21 protein-coding genes are annotated in these 25,149 nt (G+C 73.5%); 17 read left to right on the top strand and 4 right to left on the bottom strand.

The features are described from left to right. The first annotated feature begins 219 nt into the window (after positions 1-219). A complete protein-coding gene (locus AB0O01_RS05485) occupies positions 220-1,326 on the top strand; it encodes a ThiF family adenylyltransferase (RefSeq protein ID WP_365311256.1) in 1,107 nt (368 codons plus the stop codon). Further along, positions 1,323-2,507: a hypothetical protein gene (locus tag AB0O01_RS05490; protein WP_365311129.1), complete on the top strand. Its 1,185-nt coding sequence runs from the start codon at positions 1,323-1,325 to the stop codon at positions 2,505-2,507. Before AB0O01_RS05485 ends, AB0O01_RS05490 begins: the two co-directional genes overlap by 4 nt. 4 nt (positions 2,508-2,511) lie before the next feature. Here AB0O01_RS05490 and AB0O01_RS05495 read toward each other — a convergent pair whose 3' ends face one another. The 3 genes from AB0O01_RS05495 to AB0O01_RS05505 form a co-directional block, all read right to left on the bottom strand. Beyond that, on the bottom strand, positions 2,512-2,799 hold the full coding sequence (locus tag AB0O01_RS05495) for a hypothetical protein (protein ID WP_365311130.1): 288 nt from the start codon (positions 2,797-2,799) through the stop codon (positions 2,512-2,514). Positions 2,800-2,874: 75 nt separating this feature from the next. Continuing rightward, positions 2,875-4,959, bottom strand: coding sequence for a 4-alpha-glucanotransferase (malQ, locus tag AB0O01_RS05500; RefSeq protein WP_365311131.1), 2,085 nt, complete (start codon positions 4,957-4,959; stop codon positions 2,875-2,877). Beyond that, positions 4,960-5,184 carry a hypothetical protein gene (locus AB0O01_RS05505; protein ID WP_365311132.1) on the bottom strand — a complete coding sequence of 75 codons (225 nt, stop codon included), beginning with the start codon at positions 5,182-5,184 and terminating at the stop codon, positions 4,960-4,962. A 289-nt stretch (positions 5,185-5,473) separates the two neighbouring features. Here AB0O01_RS05505 and AB0O01_RS05510 point away from each other — a divergent pair, with 289 nt between their 5' ends. The 3 genes from AB0O01_RS05510 (at position 5,474) to AB0O01_RS05520 (ending at position 8,246) form a co-directional block, all read left to right on the top strand. Next, a complete protein-coding gene (locus AB0O01_RS05510; RefSeq protein ID WP_365311133.1) occupies positions 5,474-6,007 on the top strand; it encodes a PadR family transcriptional regulator in 534 nt (177 codons plus the stop codon). Next, entirely contained in the window at positions 6,004-6,783 is a 780-nt protein-coding gene (locus AB0O01_RS05515) for an ABC transporter ATP-binding protein (RefSeq protein WP_365311134.1), read from the top strand. Before AB0O01_RS05510 ends, AB0O01_RS05515 begins: the two co-directional genes overlap by 4 nt. Before the next feature lie 113 nt (positions 6,784-6,896). Continuing rightward, positions 6,897-8,246, top strand: a complete 1,350-nt coding sequence (locus AB0O01_RS05520; RefSeq protein WP_365311257.1) for an ABC transporter permease — start codon at positions 6,897-6,899, stop codon at positions 8,244-8,246. 239 nt (positions 8,247-8,485) lie between these two features. On the opposite strand, the gene AB0O01_RS05525 is transcribed toward AB0O01_RS05520, so the two are convergent. Continuing rightward, positions 8,486-9,022: an HNH endonuclease gene (locus AB0O01_RS05525; protein ID WP_365311258.1), complete on the bottom strand. Its 537-nt coding sequence runs from the start codon at positions 9,020-9,022 to the stop codon at positions 8,486-8,488. A gap of 386 nt (positions 9,023-9,408) precedes the next feature. Here AB0O01_RS05525 and AB0O01_RS05530 point away from each other — a divergent pair, with 386 nt between their 5' ends. From AB0O01_RS05530 to AB0O01_RS05585, 12 genes are all read left to right on the top strand, one after another. Next, positions 9,409-10,503 (top strand): mechanosensitive ion channel family protein, encoded by a 1,095-nt coding sequence (locus tag AB0O01_RS05530; protein WP_365311259.1) that lies wholly within the window; start codon positions 9,409-9,411, stop codon positions 10,501-10,503. A 108-nt stretch (positions 10,504-10,611) separates the two neighbouring features. Continuing rightward, a complete protein-coding gene (locus tag AB0O01_RS05535) occupies positions 10,612-11,226 on the top strand; it encodes a Uma2 family endonuclease (protein ID WP_365311135.1) in 615 nt (204 codons plus the stop codon). A gap of 195 nt (positions 11,227-11,421) precedes the next feature. Beyond that, entirely contained in the window at positions 11,422-12,639 is a 1,218-nt protein-coding gene (locus tag AB0O01_RS05540) for an ROK family transcriptional regulator (RefSeq protein WP_365311136.1), read from the top strand. Positions 12,640-12,798: 159 nt separating this feature from the next. After that, positions 12,799-14,136 carry an ABC transporter substrate-binding protein gene (locus AB0O01_RS05545; protein WP_365311137.1) on the top strand — a complete coding sequence of 446 codons (1,338 nt, stop codon included), beginning with the start codon at positions 12,799-12,801 and terminating at the stop codon, positions 14,134-14,136. Positions 14,137-14,142: 6 nt separating this feature from the next. Then, entirely contained in the window at positions 14,143-15,087 is a 945-nt protein-coding gene (locus AB0O01_RS05550) for a sugar ABC transporter permease (protein ID WP_365311139.1), read from the top strand. Positions 15,088-15,171: 84 nt separating this feature from the next. Continuing rightward, the gene (locus AB0O01_RS05555) at positions 15,172-16,068 is read left to right on the top strand and encodes a carbohydrate ABC transporter permease (RefSeq protein WP_365311141.1); all 897 of its coding nucleotides are present in this window, start codon (positions 15,172-15,174) and stop codon (positions 16,066-16,068) included. A 7-nt stretch (positions 16,069-16,075) separates the two neighbouring features. Continuing rightward, complete coding sequence (locus AB0O01_RS05560; RefSeq protein WP_365311142.1) at positions 16,076-17,341, top strand: 6-phospho-beta-glucosidase; 1,266 nt, start codon at positions 16,076-16,078, stop codon at positions 17,339-17,341. Then, positions 17,332-18,297 carry a BadF/BadG/BcrA/BcrD ATPase family protein gene (locus AB0O01_RS05565; protein WP_365311143.1) on the top strand — a complete coding sequence of 322 codons (966 nt, stop codon included), beginning with the start codon at positions 17,332-17,334 and terminating at the stop codon, positions 18,295-18,297. Before AB0O01_RS05560 ends, AB0O01_RS05565 begins: the two co-directional genes overlap by 10 nt. Before the next feature lie 313 nt (positions 18,298-18,610). Then, on the top strand, positions 18,611-20,089 hold the full coding sequence (locus AB0O01_RS05570) for a hypothetical protein (RefSeq protein ID WP_365311144.1): 1,479 nt from the start codon (positions 18,611-18,613) through the stop codon (positions 20,087-20,089). A gap of 14 nt (positions 20,090-20,103) precedes the next feature. Continuing rightward, on the top strand, positions 20,104-21,138 hold the full coding sequence (locus tag AB0O01_RS05575; RefSeq protein ID WP_365311146.1) for a glutamate ABC transporter substrate-binding protein: 1,035 nt from the start codon (positions 20,104-20,106) through the stop codon (positions 21,136-21,138). Between the two features lie 79 nt (positions 21,139-21,217). After that, positions 21,218-22,540 (top strand): hypothetical protein, encoded by a 1,323-nt coding sequence (locus tag AB0O01_RS05580; RefSeq protein ID WP_365311147.1) that lies wholly within the window; start codon positions 21,218-21,220, stop codon positions 22,538-22,540. After that, entirely contained in the window at positions 22,540-25,146 is a 2,607-nt protein-coding gene (locus AB0O01_RS05585; protein ID WP_365311148.1) for a tetratricopeptide repeat protein, read from the top strand. The genes AB0O01_RS05580 and AB0O01_RS05585 overlap by 1 nt, the downstream gene beginning before the upstream one ends. Positions 25,147-25,149 lie beyond the last annotated feature (3 nt).

Consider the following 25,149-nt stretch of genomic DNA (forward strand, 5'->3'; position numbering starts at 1 on the left):
GTCAAGGGTGCGTATTCGAGCCGGATGTCGCAGTTGGCGGCGTACTTGCTCGTCGGCCTGGTGTGGCCGTTTTCGCCGCCCGGAATTATTGAGGGTTCCTTTGCCCCGCCGTGCTCCGCGCCCGGCCCGTGTCGTATTTCTTTCGGAGGCGACCGCGTGACCCACGAGACGACGACCGGGATGACACCGGACGGTGTGCAGGCCCTGCGGCGCCCCCGGGTGAAGCCGGAGCACCGGGCGTACCGGACCGTCGACGGCCATGTCCGGATCGGCAGTGTGGTGTACGGGATCGGCGCGGAGATCGCCGACCCCGAGGGCTGGGTGTGGCTGCTGGTGGAGGCGATGGACGGCTCCCGGGACCCGGCGGCGGTGGTGGCGTGCGTGCGCGAGGCGCATCCGGCGGTGGGCGCGGACGATGTCCGGCAGGCGATGGCCGATCTGCTGGCGGCCGGGTTCGTGGAGGACGCGGCGGCGCCGGTGCCGGTGTCGGACCGGGAGCGGGAGCGCTACAGCCGGGGCGTGCCCTTACTCCGCTGGATGGACCTCGGCCCGCGCGCCAGCGCCTGGGACGCCCAGCTCCAGCTCCGCCGGGCCCGGGTGCTGCTGCTGGGCGTGGGCGGTACGGGCGGCTACGCGGCCCAGTCCCTGGTGGCGTCCGGGGTGGGCCTGCTGCACTGTGTGGACCCGGATGTGGTGGAGCTGTCCAACCTCAACCGGCAGCCGCTGTACCGGGAGGCGGACATCGGCCGCCCCAAGGTCGAGGCGGCGGTGTCCTTCCTGCGCGCCCTGAACTCGGACGTCACGGTGACCGGGGAGCGGCGCGAGGCCCGGGGCGCGGACGAGCTGCGGGACCTGGTGGGCCCGGACCGGTCGCCCCAGGGGCGGTACGACCTGCTGGTGCTGGCCGCCGACCGGCCCACCGAGCTGCGGCGCTGGACCAACCGGGTCTGTCTGGACGCCGGTCTGCCCTGGGTGGACGCCGGGTACCGGGGGCCGCTGGTGACGGCCGGGGTGTATGTCCCGGGGCGGGGGGCGTGCTGGGAGTGTCTGCGGGCCGGGGAGGCGGACCGGCGGGAGCTGCGTCTCGCCCCCGGGCAGGACGAGGAGGTCGCCTCGCCCCGGCTGCCGTGGAACCCGGCGAGCGCGGTGACCGCGGGACTGTCGGGCGGGCTGCTGGCGCATGCCGCGCTGGCGCTGCTGACGGGGGTGCCCGCGCTGGAGCCGGGGTTCCGCTTCGGCGTCAATCTGATGGTCCCCGGCGACCGGGTGCACCAGCGTTTCCCGCGCCGCCCGGACTGCCCGGCGTGCGGCGACGGACCACGATGAGCCGGATACGGCTGCACGAGCTGGCCGCCCGCCCGGACGGTGCGGAGTGGATCGTCGGCCGCCCGGCCACGGGGACGTTCGTCGCCGTGCCGGAGGCCGGGAAGCGCGCCCTGGAGCTGCTCGGCGAGGGGCTGAGCACCGGGGAGGCGGCCCGCCGCCTGGAGCACGAGACGGGCCACGACCTGGATGTGGCGGACTTCGTGGACGCCCTGGTGGAGCTGGGTTTCGTCGCCGAGGTCGACGGGCGGGCGGTGCCGCTGCCGGAGCCGCCGCGCCCGACGCTGCCCGGGATCCGGCCCGCGCGGGTGCGCTGGACGCTGAGCCCGCTGCTGCCGCTGCTGGTCGTGCTGCTGGTGACGGCCGCGCTGGTGGTCCGCCCCGAGGGGGTCTCGGTCTCCTACCGGGCGCTGCTGTGGAGCGAGCACGGGAGTCTGGTGCTGGCGTTCGGCGCGGCGAGCGGGTGGGCGCTGCTGCTGCTGCACGAGCTGGCGCATCTGGTGACCGCGCGGGCCACCGGGGTCCCGGCCCGGATGCGGCTGGGCACCCGGTTGCAGTTCCTGGTGATGCAGACCGACATCAGCGGCATCGAACTGGCGCCCAGACGCCACCGTATGACGGCCTATCTGGCGGGGATCGGGGTCAATCTCGCGGTGTCGGCGGGGGCGGCGCTGGCGGCGGGGGCGGTGGACGGCACCGCGCGCCGGGTGCTGGCCGCGCTCACCGTGCTGGCGCTGCTGCCGCTGCCGTTCCAGCTCATGGTGTTCATGCGCACGGATCTGTACTTCGTGCTCCAGGACCTCACCCGCTGCCGCGATCTGTACGGCGACGGCCGGGCCTACGCCCGCTACGCGGCCCGGCGGCTGCTGCGTCCGGGGCACCGCGCGCCCGACCCGAGCCGGGCGCTGCCCGCGCACGAGCGCCGGGCGGTGCGGATCTACAGCGTGCTGCTGGTCGCCGGGACGGCGCTGTGCCTGGCGTTCCTGGTGACGGTCACCCTGCCCGCCGATCTCGCGCTGCTGACCCGGGCGGCCGGGCGGCTGTGCGCCGGGGACCGGGGGGCCGCGCAGCGACTGGACGCGGCGGCGGTGCTGGTCGCCCTGGGCGGGGTGCACGTCCTGTGGGCGCGCACCTGGTGGCGGGGGCGGCGCGGGCGGCGGGCGCGTGCCCGCCGCACCAGGTGAGGCGTCAGACCCCGGCCTTGGCCTTGGCCTTTGCCTTCTCCCGCTCGGCGGGCGTGTAGACGCGGTGGGCCGGGGCGGACCGGTCCAGGGCCATCACCAGACCGGTGATGACCAGGAACAGCGCGAGCGGCAGGAAGACGAACCAGCCCAGCGTCTCGATGACGCTGAAACCCGGGCCGGGGTCGTCACCGTCGTCGCGGGTCAGCGCGAGCGCGGGGGACGACATGAGCAGCATCATCAGCGTCGTACCGGCCGCCAGGGTGCCGGCGCGCAGGGCGTTCTTCTTGTCCACGGGGCCAACGTACCCGGCCCCCGGTCCGGCGGCGCGCCCGGGGTGCCGTAAGGGGCGCGCCGCCGGAAGGGGTTCCTAGGGTTCGGCGCGGAGCGCGTCCAGGAGGGCGTGCAGGCGGGGCGAGGCGGCGAGGTCCTCCAGGGTGACGGGGGTGCCGTCGGCGTCGGCGATGGGCAGCCGCCAGTTGGGGTACTGGTCCCAGGTGCCCGGCAGATTCTGCGGGCGGCGGTCGCCGACGGTGTCGGGGAGCCAGATCCCGACCAGTCTGGCGGGGGTGCGCAGCAGGGCGCGGTGCACGGCGAGGACGGCGGCCTCCTCCTCGGCGGTGCCGTGGCCGCCGCCGCTGCCGCTGCCGTCGAGCAGGCCGAGGCGGGCCAGCAGGGCGAGCCAGGCGCCGGTGTCGGCGGCGGCCTCGGCGCGTTCGACGGCGAGCGGGCGGGTGAGCAGGCCGAGGCGGGCCCGGAGGTCCACGTCGTCGCCGCCGAGCCGGGCGGCGGTGGGCGGCAGATCGTGGGTGGTGGCGGTGGCCAGGCAGTCGGCGCGCCAGCGCTCCGGCGGCAGCGGGCTGCCGTCGCCGTCCCAGTCCCGTTCGAACCAGAGCACGGACGTGCCCAGCACCCCGCGGGCGCGCAGTGCCTCGCGCACCCCCGGTTCGACGGTCCCCAGGTCCTCGCCGATCACCACCGCCCCGGCGCGGGTGGCCTCCAGCACCAGGACGGCGAGCATGGCCTCGGCGTCGTAGCGGACGTAGGCGCCCTCGGTGGGCGGCAGGCCCTGGGGGACCCACCAGAGCCGGAACAGGCCCATCACATGGTCGATGCGCAGCGCGCCCGCGAAGCGGAACAGTCCGCGCAGCAGTTCCCGGAAGGGCGCGTACCCGGCCTCGGCGAGCCGGTCGGGGCGCCAGGGCGGCAGACCCCAGTCCTGGCCCCGGGCGTTGAAGGCGTCGGGCGGGGCGCCGACCGACATCCCGGCGGCGAAGTACTCCTGCTGCGCCCAGGCGTCGGCGCCCTCGGGGTGCACCCCGACCGCGAGGTCGTGGATGATCCCGAGCGGCATCCCGGCCTCGCGGGCGGTGCGCTGGGCGGCGGTGAGCTGGGTGTCGGTGAGCCAGGCGAGACGGCAGTGCAGATCGACCCGGTCCATCAGCTCGCGGCGGGCGGCGGCGGTCCGCGGTGAGCGCGGGTCGCGCAGCCCCTCGGGCCAGGTGCGCCAGTCGGGGCCGTGGACCTCGGCGAGGGCGTTCCAGGTGGCGTGGTCCTCCAGGGCGGTGCCCTGGGCGGCGAGGAAGTCGCAGTAGGCGGCCCGGCGGCCGGGCCCCCACTCCACCCCGGCGAGCAGGTCCAGCGCGGTCCGCTTCAGTTCCCAGACCGCGTCCCGGTCGATGAGGGCGCCCTTGGCGAGGACGCCCTCGCGCAGCCGCGCCGCCCGCTCGCGCAGCTCCCGCATCCGGTCGGGGTCGGCGTCCGGGTACTCCGGCACGTCCTCGATCCGCAGATGCACCGGGTCGGGGAAGCGGCGGGAGGAGGGACGGTAGGGCGAGGGGTCGGTGGGGGTGCCGGGGACGGCCGCGTGCAGCGGGTTGACCTGGATGAATCCGGCGCCGAGCGCCCGTCCGGCCCAGGCGGCGAGTTCGCCGAGGTCACCGAGGTCGCCCATGCCCCAGGAGCGCCGGGACAGCAGCGAGTAGAGCTGGACGAGGAGCCCGTGGGAGCGGCCCTCGGGGGCGGGCAGCCGGGGCGGGGCGGCGATCAGATGGACGGTGGCGGTACGGCCGTCGGGGGCGGTGGCGGTGAGCCGGTGGACGCCGGGCGGGAGGCCGTCGGCGCTGCTCCGGGTCTCCCCCTCTTCCGTCTCGATCCGCAGGCGGGTGCCGTCGGGCAGGGCGGCCAGGGCAGCGGGGGCGGCCTCGCCCCAGGCGACGACCGTGGGCGGCAGGAGGCGGGCGTCGAGGGCGCGGCGCCGGTCGTCGAGGGCGGCGCGGACGGCTTCGGGGGTGTCGGTGCCGACGCCGAGGGCGGTGAGGGCGCGGTGCAGCGCGGTGGCGGTGGCGGTGACCGTGCGGTCCGGGGAGGGGCGGTAGGAGGGGGTGACGCCATGCAGCTCGGCGAGGCGGACCAGGTCGTCGTCCGGGACCTCGGCCGGACGGGATGGGTTCATCTACGGCCTCGTGGTGTCGGCGTCCGGGGCGGCGAGCGGGGGCTCACTGGTCAGCGGTTCCGCGTCGGGCAGCGGGGGTTCGCTGGTCAGGGGGGTCTGGGCGCGGGCGCCCTCGGAGCTGAGAACGCAGATGTACCAGTCGGCGGGATCGCAGGGGTCGGGGGCGGACGCGTCGTCCGGATGCTTGGAGAGCGCCGAGAGCAGGAGGTGTGCCGCTGCGGCCACGGGGGCTCCTTGTGGGATACGGGGGGCGGGTCAGGGTCGGTGTGAGGGGCTGTGTGGGGGATGGTGCGGGCATTCGGTGGGGGGATCTCGTGGTTCGGCCTCGGGGGGTCTCGTGGGTTCGGCTCGGGGGGATCTCGTGGTTCGGCCTCGGGGCGATCTCGTGGTTCGGCTAAGGCAGCCCTACCCAGCGCGGGCCGGGGCAGACGTATTTCCGGTCCGCCGGGCGTCCCGCTGCGGATTTCCCCGCCGCTATTCACTCAGTACATGTACTCAGTACATACTGATGCCCATGAGCACCCGTCACATCCTGCTGGGCCTGCTCGTCGCGGGGCCCCGCCATGGCTACGACCTCAAGCGGCGGCACGACGAGCGGTTCCCCGAGGCCCGGCCGCTGGCCTACGGGCAGGTCTACCAGACCCTTCAGCGGCTGGTCCGGGACCATCTGGCCGAGGTCGACGGCACCGAGGCGGACGGCGGCCCGGAGCGCACCCGGTACCGGGTGACCGACGAGGGCCGGCGCGAGCTGGAGCGCTGGGCGGGGGAGATCGCGCCGCCCGCGCCCTTCGTCGCCAACGAGATCTTCGCCAAGGTGGTCGTCTCGATCCTGGTCGCCGGGGACCCGGCCGCCTATCTGCGCGAGCAGCGCACCGCCCATATGACCCGGATGCGGGAGCTGACGGCCGTGAAGAGCGCCCCGGGCGCGCGGCTGCCGACGGTGCTCTCCGCCGACTACGCCCTGACCCACCTGGACGCCGATCTGCGCTGGATGACCACCACCGCGGCCCGGCTCACCACCCTGACCGCGGAGGTCGACCCCGCATGAGCGGTACGAGTACGAGTGTTCCGGACGTGTCATCGGTACGGGACGCGTCACCGGTGCTGGCCGGGCGCGCGCTGGTGAAGGCCCACGGCCCGACCCGGGCGCTGCGCGGTGCCTCGGTGGAGCTGGGGCCCGGCGAGATCCTCGCCGTCACCGGCCCGAGCGGCAGCGGCAAGTCCACGCTGCTGCACTGCCTCGCCGGGATCGTCCGCCCGGACGCCGGGGAGGTGCGCTACCGGGACGAGCGGCTGGACCGACTGCCGGAGCGGCGCCTGAGCGAGCTGCGGCGCACGGAGTTCGGGGTGGTGTTCCAGTTCGGCCAGCTCATCCCGGAGCTGACCGCGCTGGACAATGTGGCGCTGCCGCTGCTGCTGGCCGGGACGGACCGCACGGAGTCCCGCCGGGCGGCGGGCGAGTGGCTGGAGCGGTTCGGGGTGCGGGGGCAGGGGGAACTGCGCCCCGGGGAGCTGAGCGGCGGCCAGGCCCAGCGGGTGGCGCTGGCGCGGGCGCTGGTGACCGGCCCGCGGGTGGTGTTCGCCGACGAGCCGACCGGCGCGCTGGACTCGCTCGCCGGGGAGCAGGTGATGACGGCGCTGGTGCACACCGCCCGGGAGACGGGCGCCGCGGTGCTGCTGATCACGCACGACGCCCGGGTGGCGGCCTACGCCGACCGCGAGGTGACGCTGCGGGACGGGGTCCCGGAGTCGGCGGGAATGGGCGCGGGGACGGGCGCGGGCGCGGCTACGGGGACGGATACGGGCGCGGCGGTGGCCCGGTGAGCGCGGGGACGGCGATGAGTACGGGCACGGACGAGGGCAACGGGTACGGGCGGCACGGCGGTGGCCCGTCCGGCGACGGGAGGGCAGGCAGGACCGGGCGGACGGGGACGGCCATGGCGGCCATGGGGTCGGATGTGCGGCTGGCGTGGGCGCTGCTGCGGGGGTCGGACCGGCGGGAGTGGTGGCGGGTGACGCTGACCGGGATCGGGGCGGCGCTGGCCACCGGGTTCGCGCTGGCGGCGGTGGTGCTGGCCGCGCTGGAGGGGACGTACCGGAGCGGGATCGCGCACGGGCTGCTGGACCGGCCCGGGGAGCGGGCCGGGGTGGTGCTGGCGCTGGTGCTGCTGCTGATCCCGGTGCTGGGGTTCCTCGGGCAGTGCGCGCGGATCGGGGCGGTGCACCGGGACCGGCGGCTGGCCGGGCTGCGCCTGGCGGGCGGCTCGCCCTGGCAGGTGCGGCGGATCGCGGCGTACGAGACGGGGCTGGCGTGTCTGGCGGGGTCGGCGGTGGCGACGGTGTTCTCGGTGCTGCTGCTGATGACGCGGTGGGGGCGGCCGGCGGGGGCGGTGTGGGCCGGGATCGCGGTGGTGGCGGTGGGCGTGCCGGTGGCCGGGGCGCTGGTGGGGGTGCTGGCGCTGCGGCGGGTGGTGGCGTCGCCGCTGGGGTGGGTGCGGCGGGTGCGGGCGCCGGGCGGGCGGGCGCCGTGGTTCGTGGTCGGCGGGGCGCTGGTGGGCGTACCGGCGCTGCTGATCGTGTTCATTCAGTGGGACCACGACCGGGCGGCCTTCCCGCTGGCGCCGGTCACGGTGTGGGTGGGGGTGGTGCTGACAGGGCTGGGCGCGGTCGGGCTCTCGGGGCTGGTGGCGCGGCTGACCGGGCGGTGGCTGGCGGCGCGGACCTCGCGTCCGGCGGTGCTGATCGCGGCGGAGCGGCTGGGCGCGGACCCATGGGCGGCGGCCCGTACGCATGCGGCGGCGCTGCTGGTGACCGTGGTGGGCGCCGGGTTCGTGGGGGTGCGGGCGGCGCTGCTGGACATGCTGCACGCCGACCGGCCCATGGAGTCCCTCGCCTTCTACACGACGGGGCTGGATCTGACCGCCGCCGCGATCGGGGTGGCGCTGCTGATCACGCTGGGCGCGCTGGCGGTCGGCGCCGCCGAGTCCCTCGCGGCCCGGCGGCGGGGGCTGGCCGCGCAGTCCGCCGCCGGGGTGCCGCGGGCGGTGCTGGGGCGGGCGCTGCTGCTGGAGACGGCGCTGCCGCTGGCGCCCGCGCTGCTGCTGGCGGGCGCCGGGGGGCTGGTCGTCGGCACCGGCTACGCGACCCTGACCGGCCCAGGCTGGACGGTGCCGTGGGCGGCGCTGCTGGTGCCGGTGGCGGTGTACGGCGGCTGTCTGCTGGCGGCGGCGACGGCGCTGCCGCTGCTGGGCCGGTCGGTCCGGCCGGGGGAACTGAGGTACGGATGACCTCGCGCCGGGACCGATGAGAAACCGTGCGGCGCGCGGTCATACGGACCGGGAGGCGGGACCGTTCTCCGTACGCGGGCCCCCTGCGCGGGTCCCGTGCGCGGGCATGCCGGGGGGCGGCCCGGCGCGGGGCGGGTCCTGTCCCCCGCCGCGCCGGACGGACCGCGCCGCCGGCGACCGGACCGGGGTGGACGGGGGTCTCCCCGGTCCGTGCGCGGGCAATGCGAAGGCCCGGATCGTCAGGCGGAAATGCCGTCGATCCGGGCCAGGGCGTCGTCCGCGCCGTACGGCTGCAAGTACGGCAGCCAGCGCGGGTCCCTATGGCCGGTGCCGATGATGCGCCAGGCCAGGCCGGTGGGTGGGGCGGGTTTGTGGCGCAACCGCCAGCCGATCTCACCGAGGTGACGGTCGGCCTTGACATGGTTGCAGCGGCGGCAGGACGCCACCACGTTGTCCCAGACGTGCTTGCCCCCGCGCGAGCGCGGGATGACGTGGTCGACGCTGGTTGCGACGCCACCGCAGTACATGCACCGGCCCCCGTCGCGCGCGAAGAGCGCTCTTCGGGTGAGAGGAACGGGCCCCCGGTAGGGAACCCGGACGAATCGCTTGAGCCGGACCACGCTGGGTGCGGGGACTGTGACGCTCGCGCTGTGCAGGAAGGCGCCGGACTCCTCAAGGCATACGGCCTTGTTCTCCAGGACGAGAATGAGTGCGCGGCGGAGCGGTACGACGCCAAGGGGCTCGTACGACGCGTTGAGGACCAGGACATGCGGCACGGATGCCTCCTTGTACGCCGGCGGCGCGTGGCTCGCGCCGGGACGATCTGCCATCAGTCTCCCCTCCGGCCTGGTGGAAGCGCCACCATGTCCCGGTAACGGGCTGGGAGTGTTTTCGACCACACCCTGAATCGTCCCCAGGATCGGCTGCCGTTCATCCCACCAGTTCCTACCGGGGTGGGCGGGGTGAGAACGGTCTCTCCCGAGCCCGTACCGCCGATCCGGGCGCGCCGCCCGGTTAGTGTGGATGACTCCGCCGCTCCAGTGACCTTTCCGTGACCTTGAACAGCCGTGCAGCCGCGATCTCTGCCGAAGGAGTGGCCGGGCCGCAGCTCCAGGAGGTACCCCGCGTGTCGTCCCCGTCGTCCCCGTCGTCTTCGGCATCCCTGTCCGCTCTCCTCACCCCCGCACGGGCCGCGTCCCCTTCGCCCGCGCCGTCGGAGTCGGAGACCGCCCCGGCGATGCCGACGCTCCAGGACGCGCACGAGAGCGCGACGAACGCGGCGAGCTGGGTCGAGCAGAACTGGTCGACCTGGCTGGCGATCGGGCTGCGGGTGCTGCTGATCATCGCCATCGCGGTGGTGCTGCGGGTGATGATCCGGCGGGCGATCACCAAGCTGATAGAGCGGATGAACCGCACCGCGCAGGCGGTGGACGGCACCGCGATCGGCGGGCTGCTGGTGAATGTGGAGCGGCGCAGGCAGCGCTCGCAGGCGATCGGCTCGGTGCTGCGCTCGGTGGCGTCCTTCCTGATCCTGGGCACGGCCGCGCTGATGATCCTGTCCACCTTCCAGATCAATCTCGCGCCGCTGCTGGCGTCGGCGGGTGTGGCGGGCGTGGCGATCGGTTTCGGCGCCCGCAACCTGGTGACCGACTTCCTCTCCGGGGTCTTCATGATCCTGGAGGACCAGTACGGGGTGGGCGACACCATCGACGCGGGCGTGGCCAGCGGCGAGGTGATCGAGGTCGGCCTGCGGGTGACCAAGCTGCGCGGCGACAACGGGGAGATCTGGTACGTCCGCAACGGCGAGGTGAAGCGGGTCGGCAATCTCTCCCAGGGCTGGGCGACGGCCGGGGTGGATGTCACCGTCCGTCCCTCGGAGGACCTGGACCGGGTCAAGGCGGTGCTCGGCCGGGTCGGCGAGGAGATGAGCAAGGAGGAGCCCTGGAACGAGACGCTCTGGGGCCCGATCGAGATCCTGGGCCTGGACAGCGTCCTGCTGGACTCCATGGTCGTCCGGGTCACCGCCAAGACCATGCCGGGCAAGGCCCTCACGGTGGAGCGGGAACTGCGCTGGCGCATCAAGCGCGCGTTCGACGCCGAGGGCATCCCGCTGGTCGGCGGCCTCCCCCTCCAGCCGCCCGTGGAGGCCGACCCCGACCCCACGGCCACGATGTCGGCCCCGTCCGCCTTCGCCAGCACCACGTCCCCGCAGTCGACGGCGGCTGCGCCGATAGCGCCGCCGAGTGTGACGAAGTAGGGCGAGGGCCGCGGGACGGGAACAGCGGAACGGTTCTGCACACTCGTTCGAGTGACGGCCGAGGGAATCGCAGTCCCGACGCACACGGCGTGCGCGACCGTTCCCGGCATGAAGCTTCAGGAACCCGCCGACCTGCTCCTCGCTTTCGAGGAGGCGTCCGCGGCCCCGATCCAGCCCGAGTATCTCGACGGCATGACGGTCGTTCCGCCGCCCCCCGACCACGCCCACAGTCACACCGTGGGTGAACTGACCTTCCAGATGCACACCGCGGGCTTCCCCCTCGTGGGCCGGGGGAACGGCTACCGGGTCACCGAGAAGGACGGGACCACTCTGGGCCTGCTCATCCCGGACTTCTACCTCCGCCGCCGCAAGCCGTCCGACGCGGACGAGTCCTACCATGTCGCCCATGGAGGCTGGTACCCCATCGACATGGTCGCCCTGGTGGGCGAGGTCACCTCGGCCCACCACGAGATCGACACCGGGCCGAAGTTCCGCGTCTACGCCGCCGCCGGAGTCCCGGTCTACGTGCTGATCAACCGCACCAGCAGGACCGCGCACTGCCACACGGATCCCGTTCTCCCGGACGACGACCCCACCAGGGCGTACTACGCGACCGGGACCGAGGTCCCCCTCGGCACGCCCCTCCCCCTCCCCGCACCCCTCCCCCCGCTGCACACCCCCCTGCCACCACCCCGCCCCGCCGGGCCGCGCCCCCGCAGATAACGACTCCATTGCCGCGGGGGCGTTCCTCGTCTGCGCCTATTGACGGCCTCCTCGCGGCGGATTACTTTCTGCCAACCGGATAGGAAAGTTTCCTAACAGTGGCGCGGAGCCTCCGGTGATCCCGGAGTTGGACGGGTTGTCCGCGTCGCTGCCAAGCTGACCCGACGACCAGGTGAGAGGCAGGTGCCGAACCCGATGGCAGGACCGAACGGAACGCCCGGAACCCCCCGCGTCCTGCGGGCCATGAACGACCGGGCCGCCCTGGACCTGCTGCTGGAGCACGGCCCCCTGTCCCGCACCCGGATAGGGAAACTCACCGGGCTCTCCAAGCCCACCGCCTCGCAGTTGCTGGCCCGGCTGGAGGCCGCCGGACTGGTCCACGAGACCGGCACCAGCGAGGGCCGCCCGGGGCCCAACGCCCAGCTCTACGCGGTCAACCCGGCCGCCGCGTACGCCGCCGGGCTCGATGTCACCCCGGCCCGGATCAGGGCGGCGGTGGCCGATGTCACCGGGCGGACCGTGGGGGCGTTCGAACTGCGCACCCCGGGCCGCCGCCCCGCCCAGCCGGTGGTCCGCCAGGTCACCGACGCCCTCGACGGGGCGGTGAAGGCGGCCGGGCTGACCCGGGCGGAGCTGCGCCGGCTGGTCATCGCCACCCCCGGCGCCTTCGACCCCGGCACCGGACGGCTGCGCTACGCCTCCCATCTGCCCGGCTGGCACTCCCCCAGCCTGCTGGACGAGCTGGCCGCCGCGCTGCCGATGCCGGTGGAGTACGAGAACGACGTCAATCTCGCCGCCGTCGCCGAGCAGCGGCTCGGGGTGGCGCGCGGCCACGACGACTTCGTCCTGCTGTGGAGCCAGGAGGGCCTGGGCGCCGCCCTGGTGCTCGGCGGACGGCTGCACCGGGGCTGGACCGGCGGTGCCGGGGAGGTGGGTTTCCTTCCGGTTCCCGGGACCCCGCTGGTCCGGCATGTCACCAAAGCCAACAGTGGCGGCTATCAGGAGCTGGCCGGGTCCCAGGCCGTCTCCCGGATGGCCGCCGAGCTGGGCTACGACCACATCCCGACGGGCACCCACGCGGAGGTCGCCGCCGCGCTGGTCGCCCGTGCCGTCACCGAGGACACCGCCCAGGCCGGTGTCCTGCTCACGGCCTACGCCACCCGCCTCGCCACCGGACTCGCCTCCCTCGTCTCCGTCCTCGACCCCGAACTCGTCGTGCTCAGCGGCTCCGCCCTCACCTCCGGCGGCGAGCGGCTGCGCGCCCTGATCCAGGCCGAACTGGAGGAGCTGGCCGCCTCGCGCCCCCGGCTGGTGGTCGGCGAGGTCACCGAGCAGCCCGTGCTGCGGGGGGCGCTGGAGAGCGCCCTCGCGGCGACCCGCGACGAAGTCTTCGACACGTTGGCGCTCCGCTAGGGGCGCCGCCCGGTAACACCGGTTGCCGGTATCGCTGCGGGCCGGCTGTGGCCGGTCGCGCAGTTCCTCCCCCAGAGGGGGTACCCCCAGCGCCCCTGAAGGGGCGCGCCCGCCCCGCCCCTGGAAAGACGCCGCTCCCTTCCCCGAGGAGACCCCGCCATGCCCGGAATATCCAGGAAAGTCACCCTCGCACTGGCCGCTTCCGCCGCGTTCGCGCTGACCGCCACCGCCTGCACCGGCTCCGCCGGGACCGGTGCCTCCGACGACCCGGACGCCGAGACCACGATCACCTTCTGGCACGGCTGGAGCGCGCCCAGCGAGGTGAAGGCGATCGAGGACAACATCGCCCGCTTCGAGGAGGCGCACCCCAACATCAAGGTCAAGGTCGTCGGCAACATCAACGACGACAAGCTCAACCAGGCCCTGCGCGCGGGCGGTTCCAGCGGTCCGGACGTGGTGTCGTCGTTCACCACCTCCAACATCGGGAAGTTCTGCTCGTCCGGCGCCTTCCTCGATCTGAAGCCGTTCATCGAGAAGTCGAAGCTGGATCTGGACACGCTCATCCCCAAGCCGATGCTGGACTACACCCAGTTCGAGGGCACCCGCTGCGCCCTGCCCCTGCTCGGCGACGCCTACGGCCTCTACTACAACAAGGACGCCTTCGAGGCGGCCGGCATCACCGCCCCGCCGAAGACCTGGACCGAGTTCGCCGAGGTCGCCAAGAAGCTCACCAAGGCCGAGGGCGACAGCTACGAACAGCTCGGCTTCATGCCGAACTACCACGGCTACGAGACCGTCGTCGACCACTACATGTCCCAGTGGGACCACACCTACTTCGACGACGCCGGCAAGTCCAACATCGCCAAGGACCCGGCGTTCGCGGAGATGTTCACCTACCAGAAGCAACTGGTGGACGACCTGGGCGGGTTCTCCAAGCTGGAGAAGTACCGCAACACCTTCGGGGACGAGTGGGGCGCCAAGCACCCCTTCCACACCGGGCAGGTCGCCATGCAGCTCGACGGCGAGTGGCGGCTCGGGATGGCCAAGGACGCCGGGGTGGACTTCGAGATCGGCACCGCGCCGATGCCGGTCGCCGACGACGAGGCGGACGAGTACGGCAAGGGCTTCCTGTCCGGCACGATCATGGGCATCGCCCCGCAGAGCGAGAAGCAGAACGCCGCCTGGGAACTGGTGAAGTACATGACCACCGACACCGACGCCGTGGTCGCCTTCTCCAACGGGATCCGCAACGTTCCTTCCACTTTCGAGGCCCTGAAGTCCCCGGACCTGAAGCACGACCCCGCGTTCTCGACCTTCCTGGACATCGCCCAGCACCCCGAGTCCAGCAGCCCGCCCGCCTCGGTCAACGGCTCGACCTACCAGCAGACCCTCCAGGACTTCGGCTACCAGTACGAGTCCGGCAAGGAGAAGGACCTCCGGGCGGGTCTGGAGAAGACCGCCGCGCAGATCGACCGCGACATCGAGCAGGCGAAGTAGTCCCCGGTGACCACGTACACGCTCCGCGCGAAGCGCCGCAGGTCGGCGCTTCGGACGGCGGCCTTCCTGTCACCGTGGCTCATCGGGTTCGGCGTCTTCTTCGCCTACCCGCTGCTGTCCACCGTGTACTTCTCCTTCATGCGGTACGACGGTTTCGGCGTCCCCGAGTTCCGGGGCCTGGACAACTGGCTGTACGTCTTCCAGGACTACCCGATGTTCTGGCCCGCCCTGCGCAACACCCTCTGGCTGGTGCTGGTGATGGTGACCTGCCGGGTGGTGTTCGGGCTCGGGGTGGGGCTGCTGATCACCCGGATCAGAACGGGCGCCGGGGTCTTCCGCACCCTCTTCTACCTGCCCTATCTGGCCCCGCCGGTGGCGGCGACGCTGGCCTTCGTGTTCCTGCTGAACCCCGGCACCGGCCCGGTCAACTCCGTCCTGGAGGGCCTCGGCCTGCCGGCCCCCGGCTGGTTCACCGACAGCACCTGGTCCAAGCCCGCCCTCACCGCGCTGGCCCTGTGGGGCGTCGGCGACCTGATGGTGATCTTCATGGCGGCGCTGCTGGACGTCCCCAAGGAGCAGTACGAGGCGGCGGAGCTGGACGGGGCGTCGGCCTGGCAGCGGTTCCGGTTCGTCACCCTGCCCAACATCTCACCGATCGTGCTGTTCGCGGTGGTCACCGGCGTGATCCAGACCATGCAGTACTACACGCAGCCGCTGGTGGCGGGAAAGGTGGCGTCCGGGATCATCGGCGGCTCCGGCCAGTCCTTCGAGCCGGGCTACCCAGAGAAATCCACGCTGACCCTCCCCCAACTGGTCTACAACCTCGGCTTCCAGCGCTTCGACTACGGCGCCGCCTGTGTCGTCGCCCTGGTGCTGTTCGCCCTGTCCATGGCGTTCACGGCCCTGCTGATGCGCCGCCGGGGCGGACTGATCTCGGCAGGTGAGCGATGAGACGGGTACAAGAGCGGCTCGCGAGTGCGGCAGGTGAGCGATGACACGGGTCCAAGAGCGGCTTCCGAGCCCGGCAGGTGAGCGATGACGCAGTTGCTGGAGCAGCGGCCCGCGGAGGCCGCCGAGGCGCCCTCCCCCGCACAGCGGACCGCCCGCCGCCGGGCCGTCCTGGAGTGGATCGCGGTGCACTCCCTCGGGGTGGCCGCCGCGCTCTTCTTCGTCCTGCCGTTCGTCTTCGTGGTGCTGACCTCGCTGATGAACGACCAGCAGGCGCTCACCCGGGACCTGGTGCCCGACACCTGGGAGTGGGGCAACTACGCCAAGGTGTTCGACACCCCCGGCTTCCTCGTCTGGTGGCGCAACACCCTGCTCTACGCCGGACTGGGAACACTCCTGACAGTTGTGTCGTCCATCCCGGTGGCGTACGCGCTCGCCAAGTTCCGCTTCCGGGGGCGGCATGTGACCCTGATGCTGGTGATCTCGATGATGATGCTGCCGCCGCAGGTCGTCATCATCCCGATGTACCTGTTCTGGGCCAAGCAGATGGATCTGTCGGGCACCTTGTGGCCGCTGATCATCCCGATGGCGTTCGGGGACGCGTTCTCGATCTTCCTGCTGCGCCAGTTCCTGACCACCATCCCCGACGAGTACCTGGACGCGGCGAAGGTGGACGGCTGCGGCGATCTGCGCACCCTGCTCAAGGTCGTCCTGCCGATGGCCAAGCCGGGCATCGCGGCCGTCGCCCTGTTCCAGTTCTTCTACGCCTGGAACGACTACTTCGGACCGCAGATCTACGCCTCCGAGAACCCCGGCGCCTGGACCCTGTCCTTCGGCCTGGAGTCCTTCAAGGGCGCGCACCACACCGACTGGAACCTCACCATGGCCGCGACCGTGCTGGTCATGGCCCCCGTGATCCTTGTGTTCTTCTTCGCGCAGAAGGCGTTCGTCGAGGGCATCACGCTCACCGGAGTGAAGGGTTAGGCACCACATGAAACTCACCGTGGTCGGCGGAGGGTCGACCTACACACCCGAACTCGTCGACGGATTCGCGCGGCTGCGGGACACCCTGCCGATCGAGGAACTGGTCCTGGTGGACCCGGCGCCCGAGCGGCTGGAGCTGGTGGGCGGACTGGCCCGGCGGATCTTCGCCAAGCAGGGCCACCCGGGCCGGATCGTCACCACCTTCGACCTGGACGAGGGCGTCGAGGGCGCCGACGCGGTGCTGCTGCAACTGCGCGTCGGCGGCCAGGCGGCCCGCGAGCAGGACGAGACCTGGCCGCTGGAGTGCGGGTGCGTCGGCCAGGAGACCACCGGCGCCGGGGGCCTCGCCAAGGCGCTGCGCACGGTCCCGGTCGTCCTCGACATCGCCGAGCGGGTCCGCCGCACCAACCCGGACGCCTGGATCATCGACTTCACCAACCCGGTCGGCATCGTCACCCGCGCCCTGCTCCGGGCCGGGCACAAGGCGGTCGGGCTGTGCAATGTGGCGATCGGCTTCCAGCGCAAGTTCGCGGGCCTGCTCGGGGTGACCCCGGCCGAGGTCCACCTGGACCATGTGGGCCTCAACCACCTCACCTGGGAAACCGGTGTACGCCTCGGCGGCCCCGGGGGCGAGAACGTCCTGCCCGCGCTGCTCGCGGAGCACGGCGGCACCATCGCCGCCGATCTGAGCCTGCCGCACTCGCTCGTCGACCGCCTCGGCGTCGTCCCCTCCTACTACCTCCGCTACTTCTACGCCCACGACGAGGTGGTCGAGGAACTGCGCACCAAGCGCTCCCGCGCCGCCGAGGTCGCCGAGATGGAACGCAACCTGCTGAAGATGTACGCCGATCCCGCCCTGGACGAGAAACCGGCGCTGCTGGCCAAGCGCGGCGGGGCCTACTACTCGGAGGCGGCCGTCGATCTGGCGGCGGCGCTGCTGGGCGGCTCCGGCAGCCCCCACCAGGTCGTCAACACCGCCAACAACGGCACCCTGCCCTTCCTCGCCGACGACGCCGTCATCGAGGTCCAGGCGGCCGTCGGCCCCAAGGGCCCGGCCCCGCTGCCGGTCCCGCCCGTGGACCCCCTGTACGCCGGGCTGATCGCGCATGTCACCGCCTACGAGGACCTCGCCCTCACCGCCGCCCTGCACGGCGGCCGGGAGCGGGTCTTCAAGGCCCTCCTCGCGCACCCCCTGATCGGCCGGCACGCCCAGGCCGACGGGCTCACCGACCGGCTGATCGCGCACAACCGGGAGCACCTCGCGTGGGCATGAGCGCAGCGGTCCTCGCCGTCGACGCGGGGAACAGCAAGACCGACGTCGCGGTCGTGTCGGGCGACGGCGAGGTCCTCGCCACGGCCCGCGGCGGCGGATTCCAGCCACCGGTGGTGGGCGTGGAGACGGCCGTCGGCATCCTGGCGGAGGCGGTCGACCGCGCCCTCGCCGACGCGGGGGCGCCCCGGGTGGCGCGGGTCTCGGCGTGTCTGGCCAACGCGGACTTCCCGCTGGAGGAGGAGCGGCTGACGGCGGCGCTCACCGCGCGCGGGTGGGGCGGCGCGGTGGACGTCCGCAACGACACCTTCGCGATCCTGCGGGCCGGGGTCGCCGAGCCGCGCGGGGTGGCCGTGGTGTGCGGCGCGGGCATCAACTGCGTCGGGATGCTCCCGGACGGCCGCACCGCCCGCTTCCCCGCGATCGGCCGGATCTCCGGCGACTGGGGCGGCGGCTGGGGCATGGCCGAGGAGGCGCTCTACCACGCGGCCCGCGCGGAGGACGGCCGCGGCGGCCCGACGGACCTGATGCGCACTCTCCCGGCCCATTTCGGCCTGCCGTCCATGTACGCCCTCATCGAGGCCCTGCACTTCGAACGGATCGACCCGCCGCGCCGCCACGAACTGACGCCGGTGCTGTTCCGCACGGCCGCCGACGGCGACCCGGTCGCCCGCGCCCTGATCGACCACCTCGCCGACGAGGTGACGACGCTGGCGACGGTCGCCCTCACCCGCCTCGGCCTGCTGGAGGAGACGGCCCCGGTCGTCCTCGGCGGCAGCGTGCTGGCGGCCCGTCACGAGCAACTCGACACCGGCGTCCGCGACCTGCTCGCCGAACGCGCCCCGAAGGCCGTCCCCCGGGTGGTCACCGCGCCCCCCGTCCTGGGCGCGGCCCTCCTGGGCCTGGACACCCTGGGATCGGGCCCGGAGGCCCAGGACCGCCTGCGCGCCCATTTCTGACCCGATGTCCGGCCGGGCCTGGGCCGGGGGACCCAGGCCGGGACGGGGCGGGCCCCGGACAGACCCGAGCCCCGCCGAACACCCCCCGGACCCCCGGCCCCCCACCCCATCCCCACCCCTTCACGCACCCCCCGCAAGCCCCCCGCAACACCCCTCCCGCCCCCGTCCCCCCACCCGGGAACCGAACCGATTCCGGGGGCGTATTCATGGGAAGGGGGCGCTGTGGAGCGCAAGATCCACAGAAGCGCGATGCGAATGTCGGCCCCGGCAGCGATACTTGCGGCGACGGATGACCATGGGGGAGGTCAATACAGTGACACAACCGCCCAAGAGCACCACCGCTCCACCGGGCGGCGGCGGCACAGGCGGCACGGGCGCCCCCTCCGTGCCCGCGATCCCGCCCCAGCCCCGGCCCGCCCCGGCCACCACACCACCGGCAACGCCACCGCCGCCGCTCCCCGAGCCGACCCGGCGCACGGCGTTCGCGGAGGGCGTGGACCTGCTGCGGGCGGCGGCCACCACGGAGCCGGGGCGGCTGCGCATCATCGGCGCCCTGCTCGCCCTGCTGGTCGTCGCGTTCGGCGCGATCACCGCGTGGCAGACCACCGAGCGCGCCGACGCCGCCGACGCGGTGCTGAACACCAGCCAGCCGCTCAGCTCCGAGGCCGCCGACATCTACCGCTCGCTGGCGGACGCCAACACCGCCGCCTCCAGCGGTTTCCTGGCGGGCGGTCAGGAGACCGAGGAGTCCCGCGCGCGGTACGAGGAGGACATCCAGAAGGCCGCCGAGGGCCTGGTCCGCGCCGCGAACAACTCCGAGCCCGGCTCGGCGTCCGCGCGGACCATCGCCGATCTGAACCGGCTGCTGCCCGAGTACAAGGGCCTCATCGAGCGCGCCCGCGCCAACAACCGCCAGGGCTTCCCGCTGGGCGGCGCCTATCTGCGCTACGCCAACGACAAGATGCAGTCGGACATGCTCCCGGCCGCCGAGAAGCTCTACACGACGGAGAACGAGCGGCTGAGCGCCGACTACGCGGACGCGACGCCCTACCCGTGGGCGGCGATGGCGCTCGGCGTCACCGCCCTCGGCGCCCTCGCCTGGGCCCAGCACCGTACGTACCGCCGGACCAACCGGGTCCTCAACCACGGGCTGGTCGCCGCGTCCACCGCCACCGTCGTGGTGCTGCTGTGGCTGGTGGTCGGGCACAGCGTGGCGCGCGCGGGGCTGAACGACTCCTACGAGCACGGCGTCCGCTCGCTGAACGCGCTGCACGACGCGCGGATCGCCTCCCTGAAGGCGCGGGGCAACGAGAATCTGACGCTGGTCAGCCGGGGCGCGGAGACCGTGGAGGTCGACGGCGCGTTCCAGGACCGGTTCGACGTCGAGTTCGGCAAGTCGATGGCTGACCTGGAGAAGGGGCTGGACACGGCCGCCGGTCTCGCGGACGACGACGCCGGGCGGAGCCCGGTGTCCGAGGCGGCGGGCAATATGGAGGAGTGGCAGGTCCGGCACGGCGAGGCGCGCGCGGCGGACAACGCGGGCGACTACCAGAGCGCGCTGAACCGGGTCATCGGCGGCGACCCCGACACCCCGCCGACCGGTGAGTGCTTCGACGGGGTCGACGAGAGCCTCGCGCTGGCGATCGACCACGAGAAGAAGGAGTTCCGGGCCGCCGCCGCCGACGGGCTGGGCGCGATGACCGGGCTGTCGGCGGGTGCGGCGGTGCTGGCCGTGCTCGGCGCGGCGGGCGCGGTCCTGGGCATCGGCCGCAGGCTGTCGGAGTACCGGTGAAAGGGGGCGTGACGATGCGAGCAGGTCGGAAGCGAGCCAGTCTGAGGGGCTGGGGCGGCGTGGCCGCCATGGCGGTCGTCTGCGCCCTGGCCGCGCTGCTGACGCTGCTGCTGCCGCTGACCGCCTCGCGCGGCGGCGACGGCGCCGCGGACCCCGGCGGCTCCGGCGTCGCCGACGCCTCCCGGGTCAACGCCGGGCAGCGGGCCCCCGAGTGCACCGACCCGCAGGACCAGAGCCTCGCCCCGTCCACCGTCGACGGCACCACCGTCGAGGAGATCAAGGCGCGCGGGGAACTCGTGGTCGGCGTCGACCAGAACGGCTACCGCTGGGGCTACCGCGACCCCAACCGCCAGGGGCAGGACGTGCAGTTGGAGGGCTTCGACATCGATCTGGCCCGGCGGATAGCGCAGGAGCTGCTCGGCTCCCCCGACAAGATCATCTTCAAGGCGATCCCCACCAACCAGCGCATCCCGGCGATCCAGAGCGGCCAGGTCGACATGGTGGTGCGCACGATGACGATCAGTTGCACCCGGATGGAGGACGTCGCCTTCTCCGCCCCCTACTTCATGACCGGCCAGCAGGTCCTGGCGCCGGTCACCTCGGACATCACCGGCTATGACGACAGCCTCGCCGGGCAGGAGATCTGCTCGGCGTCGGGCTCGACGGCGTTCGAGAGGCTGGAGGCCGACCAGAAGGCGGGCGAGCTGACGAAGGAGGCGGACATCTCCACCACCGTGCCCAACCAGCTCGACTGCCTGGTCCGCCTCCAGCTCGGCGAGGTGGACGCGGTGGTGACCGACGGCGCGCTGGCCGCCAGCCAGGCCGCGCAGGACCCGACGGTGGGCCTCAAGGGCGAGCGGTTCACCACCGAGTACTACGGCGTGGCGATGAAGAAGGGCGCGGACGACCTGGTCCGCCGGGTCAACCGAATACTGGAGGACTACCGCCAGGACAACGGCTGGCAGGACTCCTACGACCGCTGGCTGTCGGACACCATGGGCGCCGACTCGGAGTCCGCGACCCCGCCCGTGCCCGAGTACCGGCAGTAGCCCCCACCACCCACGGACCACGGCAGAGACCACGGCAGAGACCAGACGGACGGCACGCGACAGCAGCGAGAGGTGATCGATGGGCGGCACGGGACCCACCGGGCCGGTGATGGACCGGGACGAGGTGGACCGTGCGCTGGCGCGGCTCGGCGCGGAGCACGAGGCGATCGAGACCTCGCTGCTCGCCCTCCAGGACCACGCCGGCCGCAGGCTCCTCGAAGGCGCCGAGCTGACCGGCACCACCCAGGAGCGCTGGCGCGGCGCCGAGGCGGCGATCACCCTGCTGTGGACGTACTTCGACGCCTACGCGGGCGCGTTGCGCTCCGCCCGCGAGATCCGCTCCCGGCGCCGCTGGTCCTCCCGCGAGGACCTGGTGGAGCTGACGGAGCTGCTGCGCGGCGAGCCGGTGGCGCTGGCCGGTGCCGCCGCCGTGACCGCCTTCGCGCCCACCCCGCACGGCGGCGGGCGGCTGAGCGAGAGCTTCTCGCTGGCGTCGCTGGTGGACCGGATGAACGAGCTGTACGCGGGCTCCCTGGACATGGTGGTCGCCGCCGACGCGGTCTGGTCGGCGCTGCCCGCCCGGATCGATCTGCTGGCCGCCGAACTCCAGCGCACCCGCAGGCTGGCCCACTCGGTCGGGGTGCGCCCCGGTGAGCATCCGGCCGGTGACGACCTGGAGCGGATCACCCGCACCCTGACCGCCCTGCGCGAGCGGGTGGTGTCCGATCCGCTGGCGTACTGGCTGCCCGCGCAGGCCAGTTCGGCGCCCGGCGGCGGCCGGCCGGACACCTCGGTCTACGACCGGGAGGCCCGCGCGCTGGAGGAGGTGCGCCGGGAGATCGACGCGGTCCTCGGGGTGCGGCAGGACGCCGAGCAGCGGCTGATCCGGCTGCGGGACGTGCTCAGCCGCGCGGACCGGACCCTCGCCGAGGCGCGCACCGCGCGCGGGGAGGTGCTGGCGAAGATCGCGGCGACCGAGGTGCCGCCGGTCAGCGGCCCGCCCACCGCGCTCCAGGAGCAGTTGGCGACGGCGGCCGAGTACCGTCGGCAGGGCCAGTGGCACCGGTTGTCGCCGCTGCTGGAGTCGCTGGAGCAGAAGGCCGAGGACGAACTGCTGCGCGCCCGTGAGTCGCTGACCGCCGTCACCGCGCCGCTCGCGGTCCGCGCCGAACTGCGCGGGCGGCTGGACGCCTACCGGGCGAAGGTGGCCCGGCACGGGCTGGCGGAGGACCCGGTGCTGATCGAGCGGTACGACGCGGCCCGCAGGATGCTGTGGAGCGCGCCCTGCGATCTCCGGGTGGCCGGGGAGGCGGTGCTGCGCTACCAGCGGGCGGCGGCCGAGCTGCTGGGCGGCGCGGGACCGCACCGGCGCGAGGACCACAGGGGGTGGGGGGAGACATGATGAGTGAGGCACCCGAAGGAGCTGAAGGAGCCGGGGGCCCCGGCGCCTGCCAGCGGCCGGGCTGCGAGGGCCGGTACGAGGACATGGGCGGCGGTGAGCTGTACTGCGACACCTGCGGTCTGGCGCCGGTGGTGTCCGCGCAGGGGATGATCTCCTCGCCGCCCACCGGGATCACCGGCGGCGGGCGCTCCGCGTCGAGCGGCTCGGCCGCCCGCGGCGGGTCGCGCGCCAGTTCCCGTACGTCGTCGCGGACGGGGCGGACCTCGCAGTCGTCGCGGTCGCGGCGGTCGGTGTCGGGGCGGCTGTCGCGGTCGCTGTCGGGGCGGACGGCGGGCCGTTCGGTGTCGGTGCGCAGCTCGGGCTCGGCGGCCGGTTCGTCGTCCCGGGGGCGGCTGGGGGCCGGGCTGGTGCAGGTGCCGCCGATCCCGCGGCCGGACCCGCGCGCGATGGTGCTGGACAATCCGGAGGTGCCGGAGCGCAAGCGGTTCTGCTCGCGCTCGGACTGCGGGGCGCCGGTGGGGCGGGCGCGCGGGAAGCAGCCGGGCCGGGTGGAGGGCTTCTGCACCCGGTGCGGGAATCCGTACTCCTTCGTGCCGAAGCTGAAGGCCGGCGATGTGGTGCACGGGCAGTACGAGGTGGTGGGCTGTCTGGCACACGGCGGGCTGGGCTGGATCTATCTCGCGGTGGACCGGGCGGTGTCGGACCGGTGGGTGGTGCTCAAGGGCCTGCTGGACACCGGTGACCAGGACGCGATGGCCGCCGCGATCTCCGAGCGGCGCTTCCTGGCGGAGATCGAGCACGCCAACATCGTCCGGATCTACAACTTCGTGGAGCACCTGGACCAGCGCACGGGCTCGCTGGACGGGTACATCGTCATGGAGTACGTCGGCGGCAAGTCGCTGAAGGAGATAGCCAACGCCCGCCGCGGCCCCGGGGGGAAGCGGGACCCGCTGCCGGTGGAGCAGGCGTGCGCGTACGGCATCGAGGCGCTGGAGGCGCTCGGCCATCTGCACAGCCGCAACCTGGTCTACTGCGACTTCAAGGTCGACAACGCCATCCAGGCCGAGGACGAGCTGAAGCTGATCGACATGGGCGCCGTCCGCCGCCTGGACGACGACGAGTCGGCGATCTACGGCACGATCGGCTACCAGGCACCGGAGGTGGCCGAGACCGGCCCGACGATCGCGTCGGACCTGTACACGGTGGGCCGGACGCTCGCCGTGCTGTCGTTCGACTTCCAGGGCTACACCACGGTGTTCGTGGACTCGCTGCCCGACCCGGAGCACATCCCGGTGTTCGGCCGGTACGAGTCGTACTACCGGCTGCTGGTGCGCGCCACCGACCCGGACCCGGCGCGCCGGTTCGCGTCCGCCCAGGAGATGGCGGAGCAGTTGACCGGGGTGCTGCGCGAGGTGGTGTCGCTCCAGACGGGGCGGGCGCGCCCGGCGCTGTCGACACTGTTCGGGCCGGAACTGCGGGTCACGGACACGGAGCTGTTCGCGGAGCTGCGCGAGGAGGTGTCCCGGCTGGGGGCGCGCGCGACGGCACCGGGCCGCAGGGCGTCCGCTCCGGCGCTGCCGCCGGGTACGCCGACACCGTCCCGGGCCCTCGCCTCGTCGATCGGGGTGGCCGCCACCGTGCTGCCGCCGCCCGCGCCGCCGCTGGTCGGTTCCCTGGACACGGCCGCCGCCGCGCTGGCCCTGCCGGTGCCGCACGTGGACCCCCAGGACCCCAACGCGGGGTTCCTGGCCGGGCTCCTGGCGTCCGCCCCGGCCGAGCTGGTCACGGCGCTGAACGCGGCGCCCGCGCCGTCCCCGGAAACCCGGCTGCGGCAGGTGCGGGCCTGGCTGGAGAACGGCGAATCGGACACCGCGCTCACCGCCCTGACCAGACTGGAGGACGAACGCCCCGACGACTGGCGGGTGGTCTGGTACCGGGGGGTGGCCGCCCTGGTCACCGGCGATTTCGAGGGCGCGGCCCTGGCCTTCGACGCGATCTACGACGCCTTCCCGGGCGAGACCGCGCCCAAGCTGGCCCTCGGGCTGTGCGCGGAGGTGCTGGGCCAGTTGGACAACGCCGCCGAGTACTACCGGCTGGTGTGGACGACCGACCCGAGTTTCGTCAGCGCGGCGTTCGCCCTGGCGCGGGTGCAGCTCGCCGCCGGGGACCGGTCGGGTGCCGTCCGTACGCTCGAATCGGTGCCGGAGGCGTCCATCCACTACACCGCCGCGCGGGTGGCGGCCGTCCGGGCGCGGCTGCGGCAGCGCACGGCGACCGCCTCCGACCTGCCCTTCCTCGACGATCTCAGCGCGGCGGCGGGCCAGGTCGAGGCGCTGAACGCGTACGGTCTGGACGCCACCCGGCGGGAGCGGCTGGCGACCGAGGTACTCGGCTCGGCGCTGGACTGGATACTCTCCGACGGCCGGGGTTCCGCCCCTCCCGCCGCCGGAGGACGGACGCTGCTCGGCAACGGGCTGGACGAGCGGGGCCTGCGCTTCGGCCTGGAGCGCGCGTACCGCACGCTGGCCCGGCTCGCGCCGGGCGGCGAGGAGAGGATCGACCTGGTGGAACGTGCCAACCGTTACCGCCCCCGGACGTGGGTGTAGTTG

Origin of the sequence: Streptomyces sp. NPDC093252 (assembly GCF_040683675.1) — a bacterium.
Lineage (GTDB): Bacteria > Actinomycetota > Actinomycetes > Streptomycetales > Streptomycetaceae > Streptomyces.

What these genes read in the sequence shown, in the direction of transcription:
- AB0O01_RS05490 (WP_365311129.1), top strand. Translation starts at nt 1,323, where the DNA reads ATGAGCCGGATACGGCTGCACGAGCTGGCCGCCCGCCCGGACGGTGCG.
- malQ (WP_365311131.1), bottom strand. Translation starts at nt 4,959, where the DNA reads ATGAACCCATCCCGTCCGGCCGAGGTCCCGGACGACGACCTGGTCCGC.
- AB0O01_RS05510 (WP_365311133.1), top strand. Translation starts at nt 5,474, where the DNA reads ATGAGCACCCGTCACATCCTGCTGGGCCTGCTCGTCGCGGGGCCCCGC.
- AB0O01_RS05515 (WP_365311134.1), top strand. Translation starts at nt 6,004, where the DNA reads ATGAGCGGTACGAGTACGAGTGTTCCGGACGTGTCATCGGTACGGGAC.
- AB0O01_RS05520 (WP_365311257.1), top strand. Translation starts at nt 6,897, where the DNA reads ATGGCGGCCATGGGGTCGGATGTGCGGCTGGCGTGGGCGCTGCTGCGG.
- AB0O01_RS05535 (WP_365311135.1), top strand. Translation starts at nt 10,612, where the DNA reads ATGAAGCTTCAGGAACCCGCCGACCTGCTCCTCGCTTTCGAGGAGGCG.
- AB0O01_RS05540 (WP_365311136.1), top strand. Translation starts at nt 11,422, where the DNA reads ATGGCAGGACCGAACGGAACGCCCGGAACCCCCCGCGTCCTGCGGGCC.
- AB0O01_RS05545 (WP_365311137.1), top strand. Translation starts at nt 12,799, where the DNA reads ATGCCCGGAATATCCAGGAAAGTCACCCTCGCACTGGCCGCTTCCGCC.
- AB0O01_RS05555 (WP_365311141.1), top strand. Translation starts at nt 15,172, where the DNA reads ATGACGCAGTTGCTGGAGCAGCGGCCCGCGGAGGCCGCCGAGGCGCCC.
- AB0O01_RS05560 (WP_365311142.1), top strand. Translation starts at nt 16,076, where the DNA reads ATGAAACTCACCGTGGTCGGCGGAGGGTCGACCTACACACCCGAACTC.
- AB0O01_RS05575 (WP_365311146.1), top strand. Translation starts at nt 20,104, where the DNA reads ATGCGAGCAGGTCGGAAGCGAGCCAGTCTGAGGGGCTGGGGCGGCGTG.
- AB0O01_RS05580 (WP_365311147.1), top strand. Translation starts at nt 21,218, where the DNA reads ATGGGCGGCACGGGACCCACCGGGCCGGTGATGGACCGGGACGAGGTG.
- AB0O01_RS05585 (WP_365311148.1), top strand. Translation starts at nt 22,540, where the DNA reads ATGAGTGAGGCACCCGAAGGAGCTGAAGGAGCCGGGGGCCCCGGCGCC.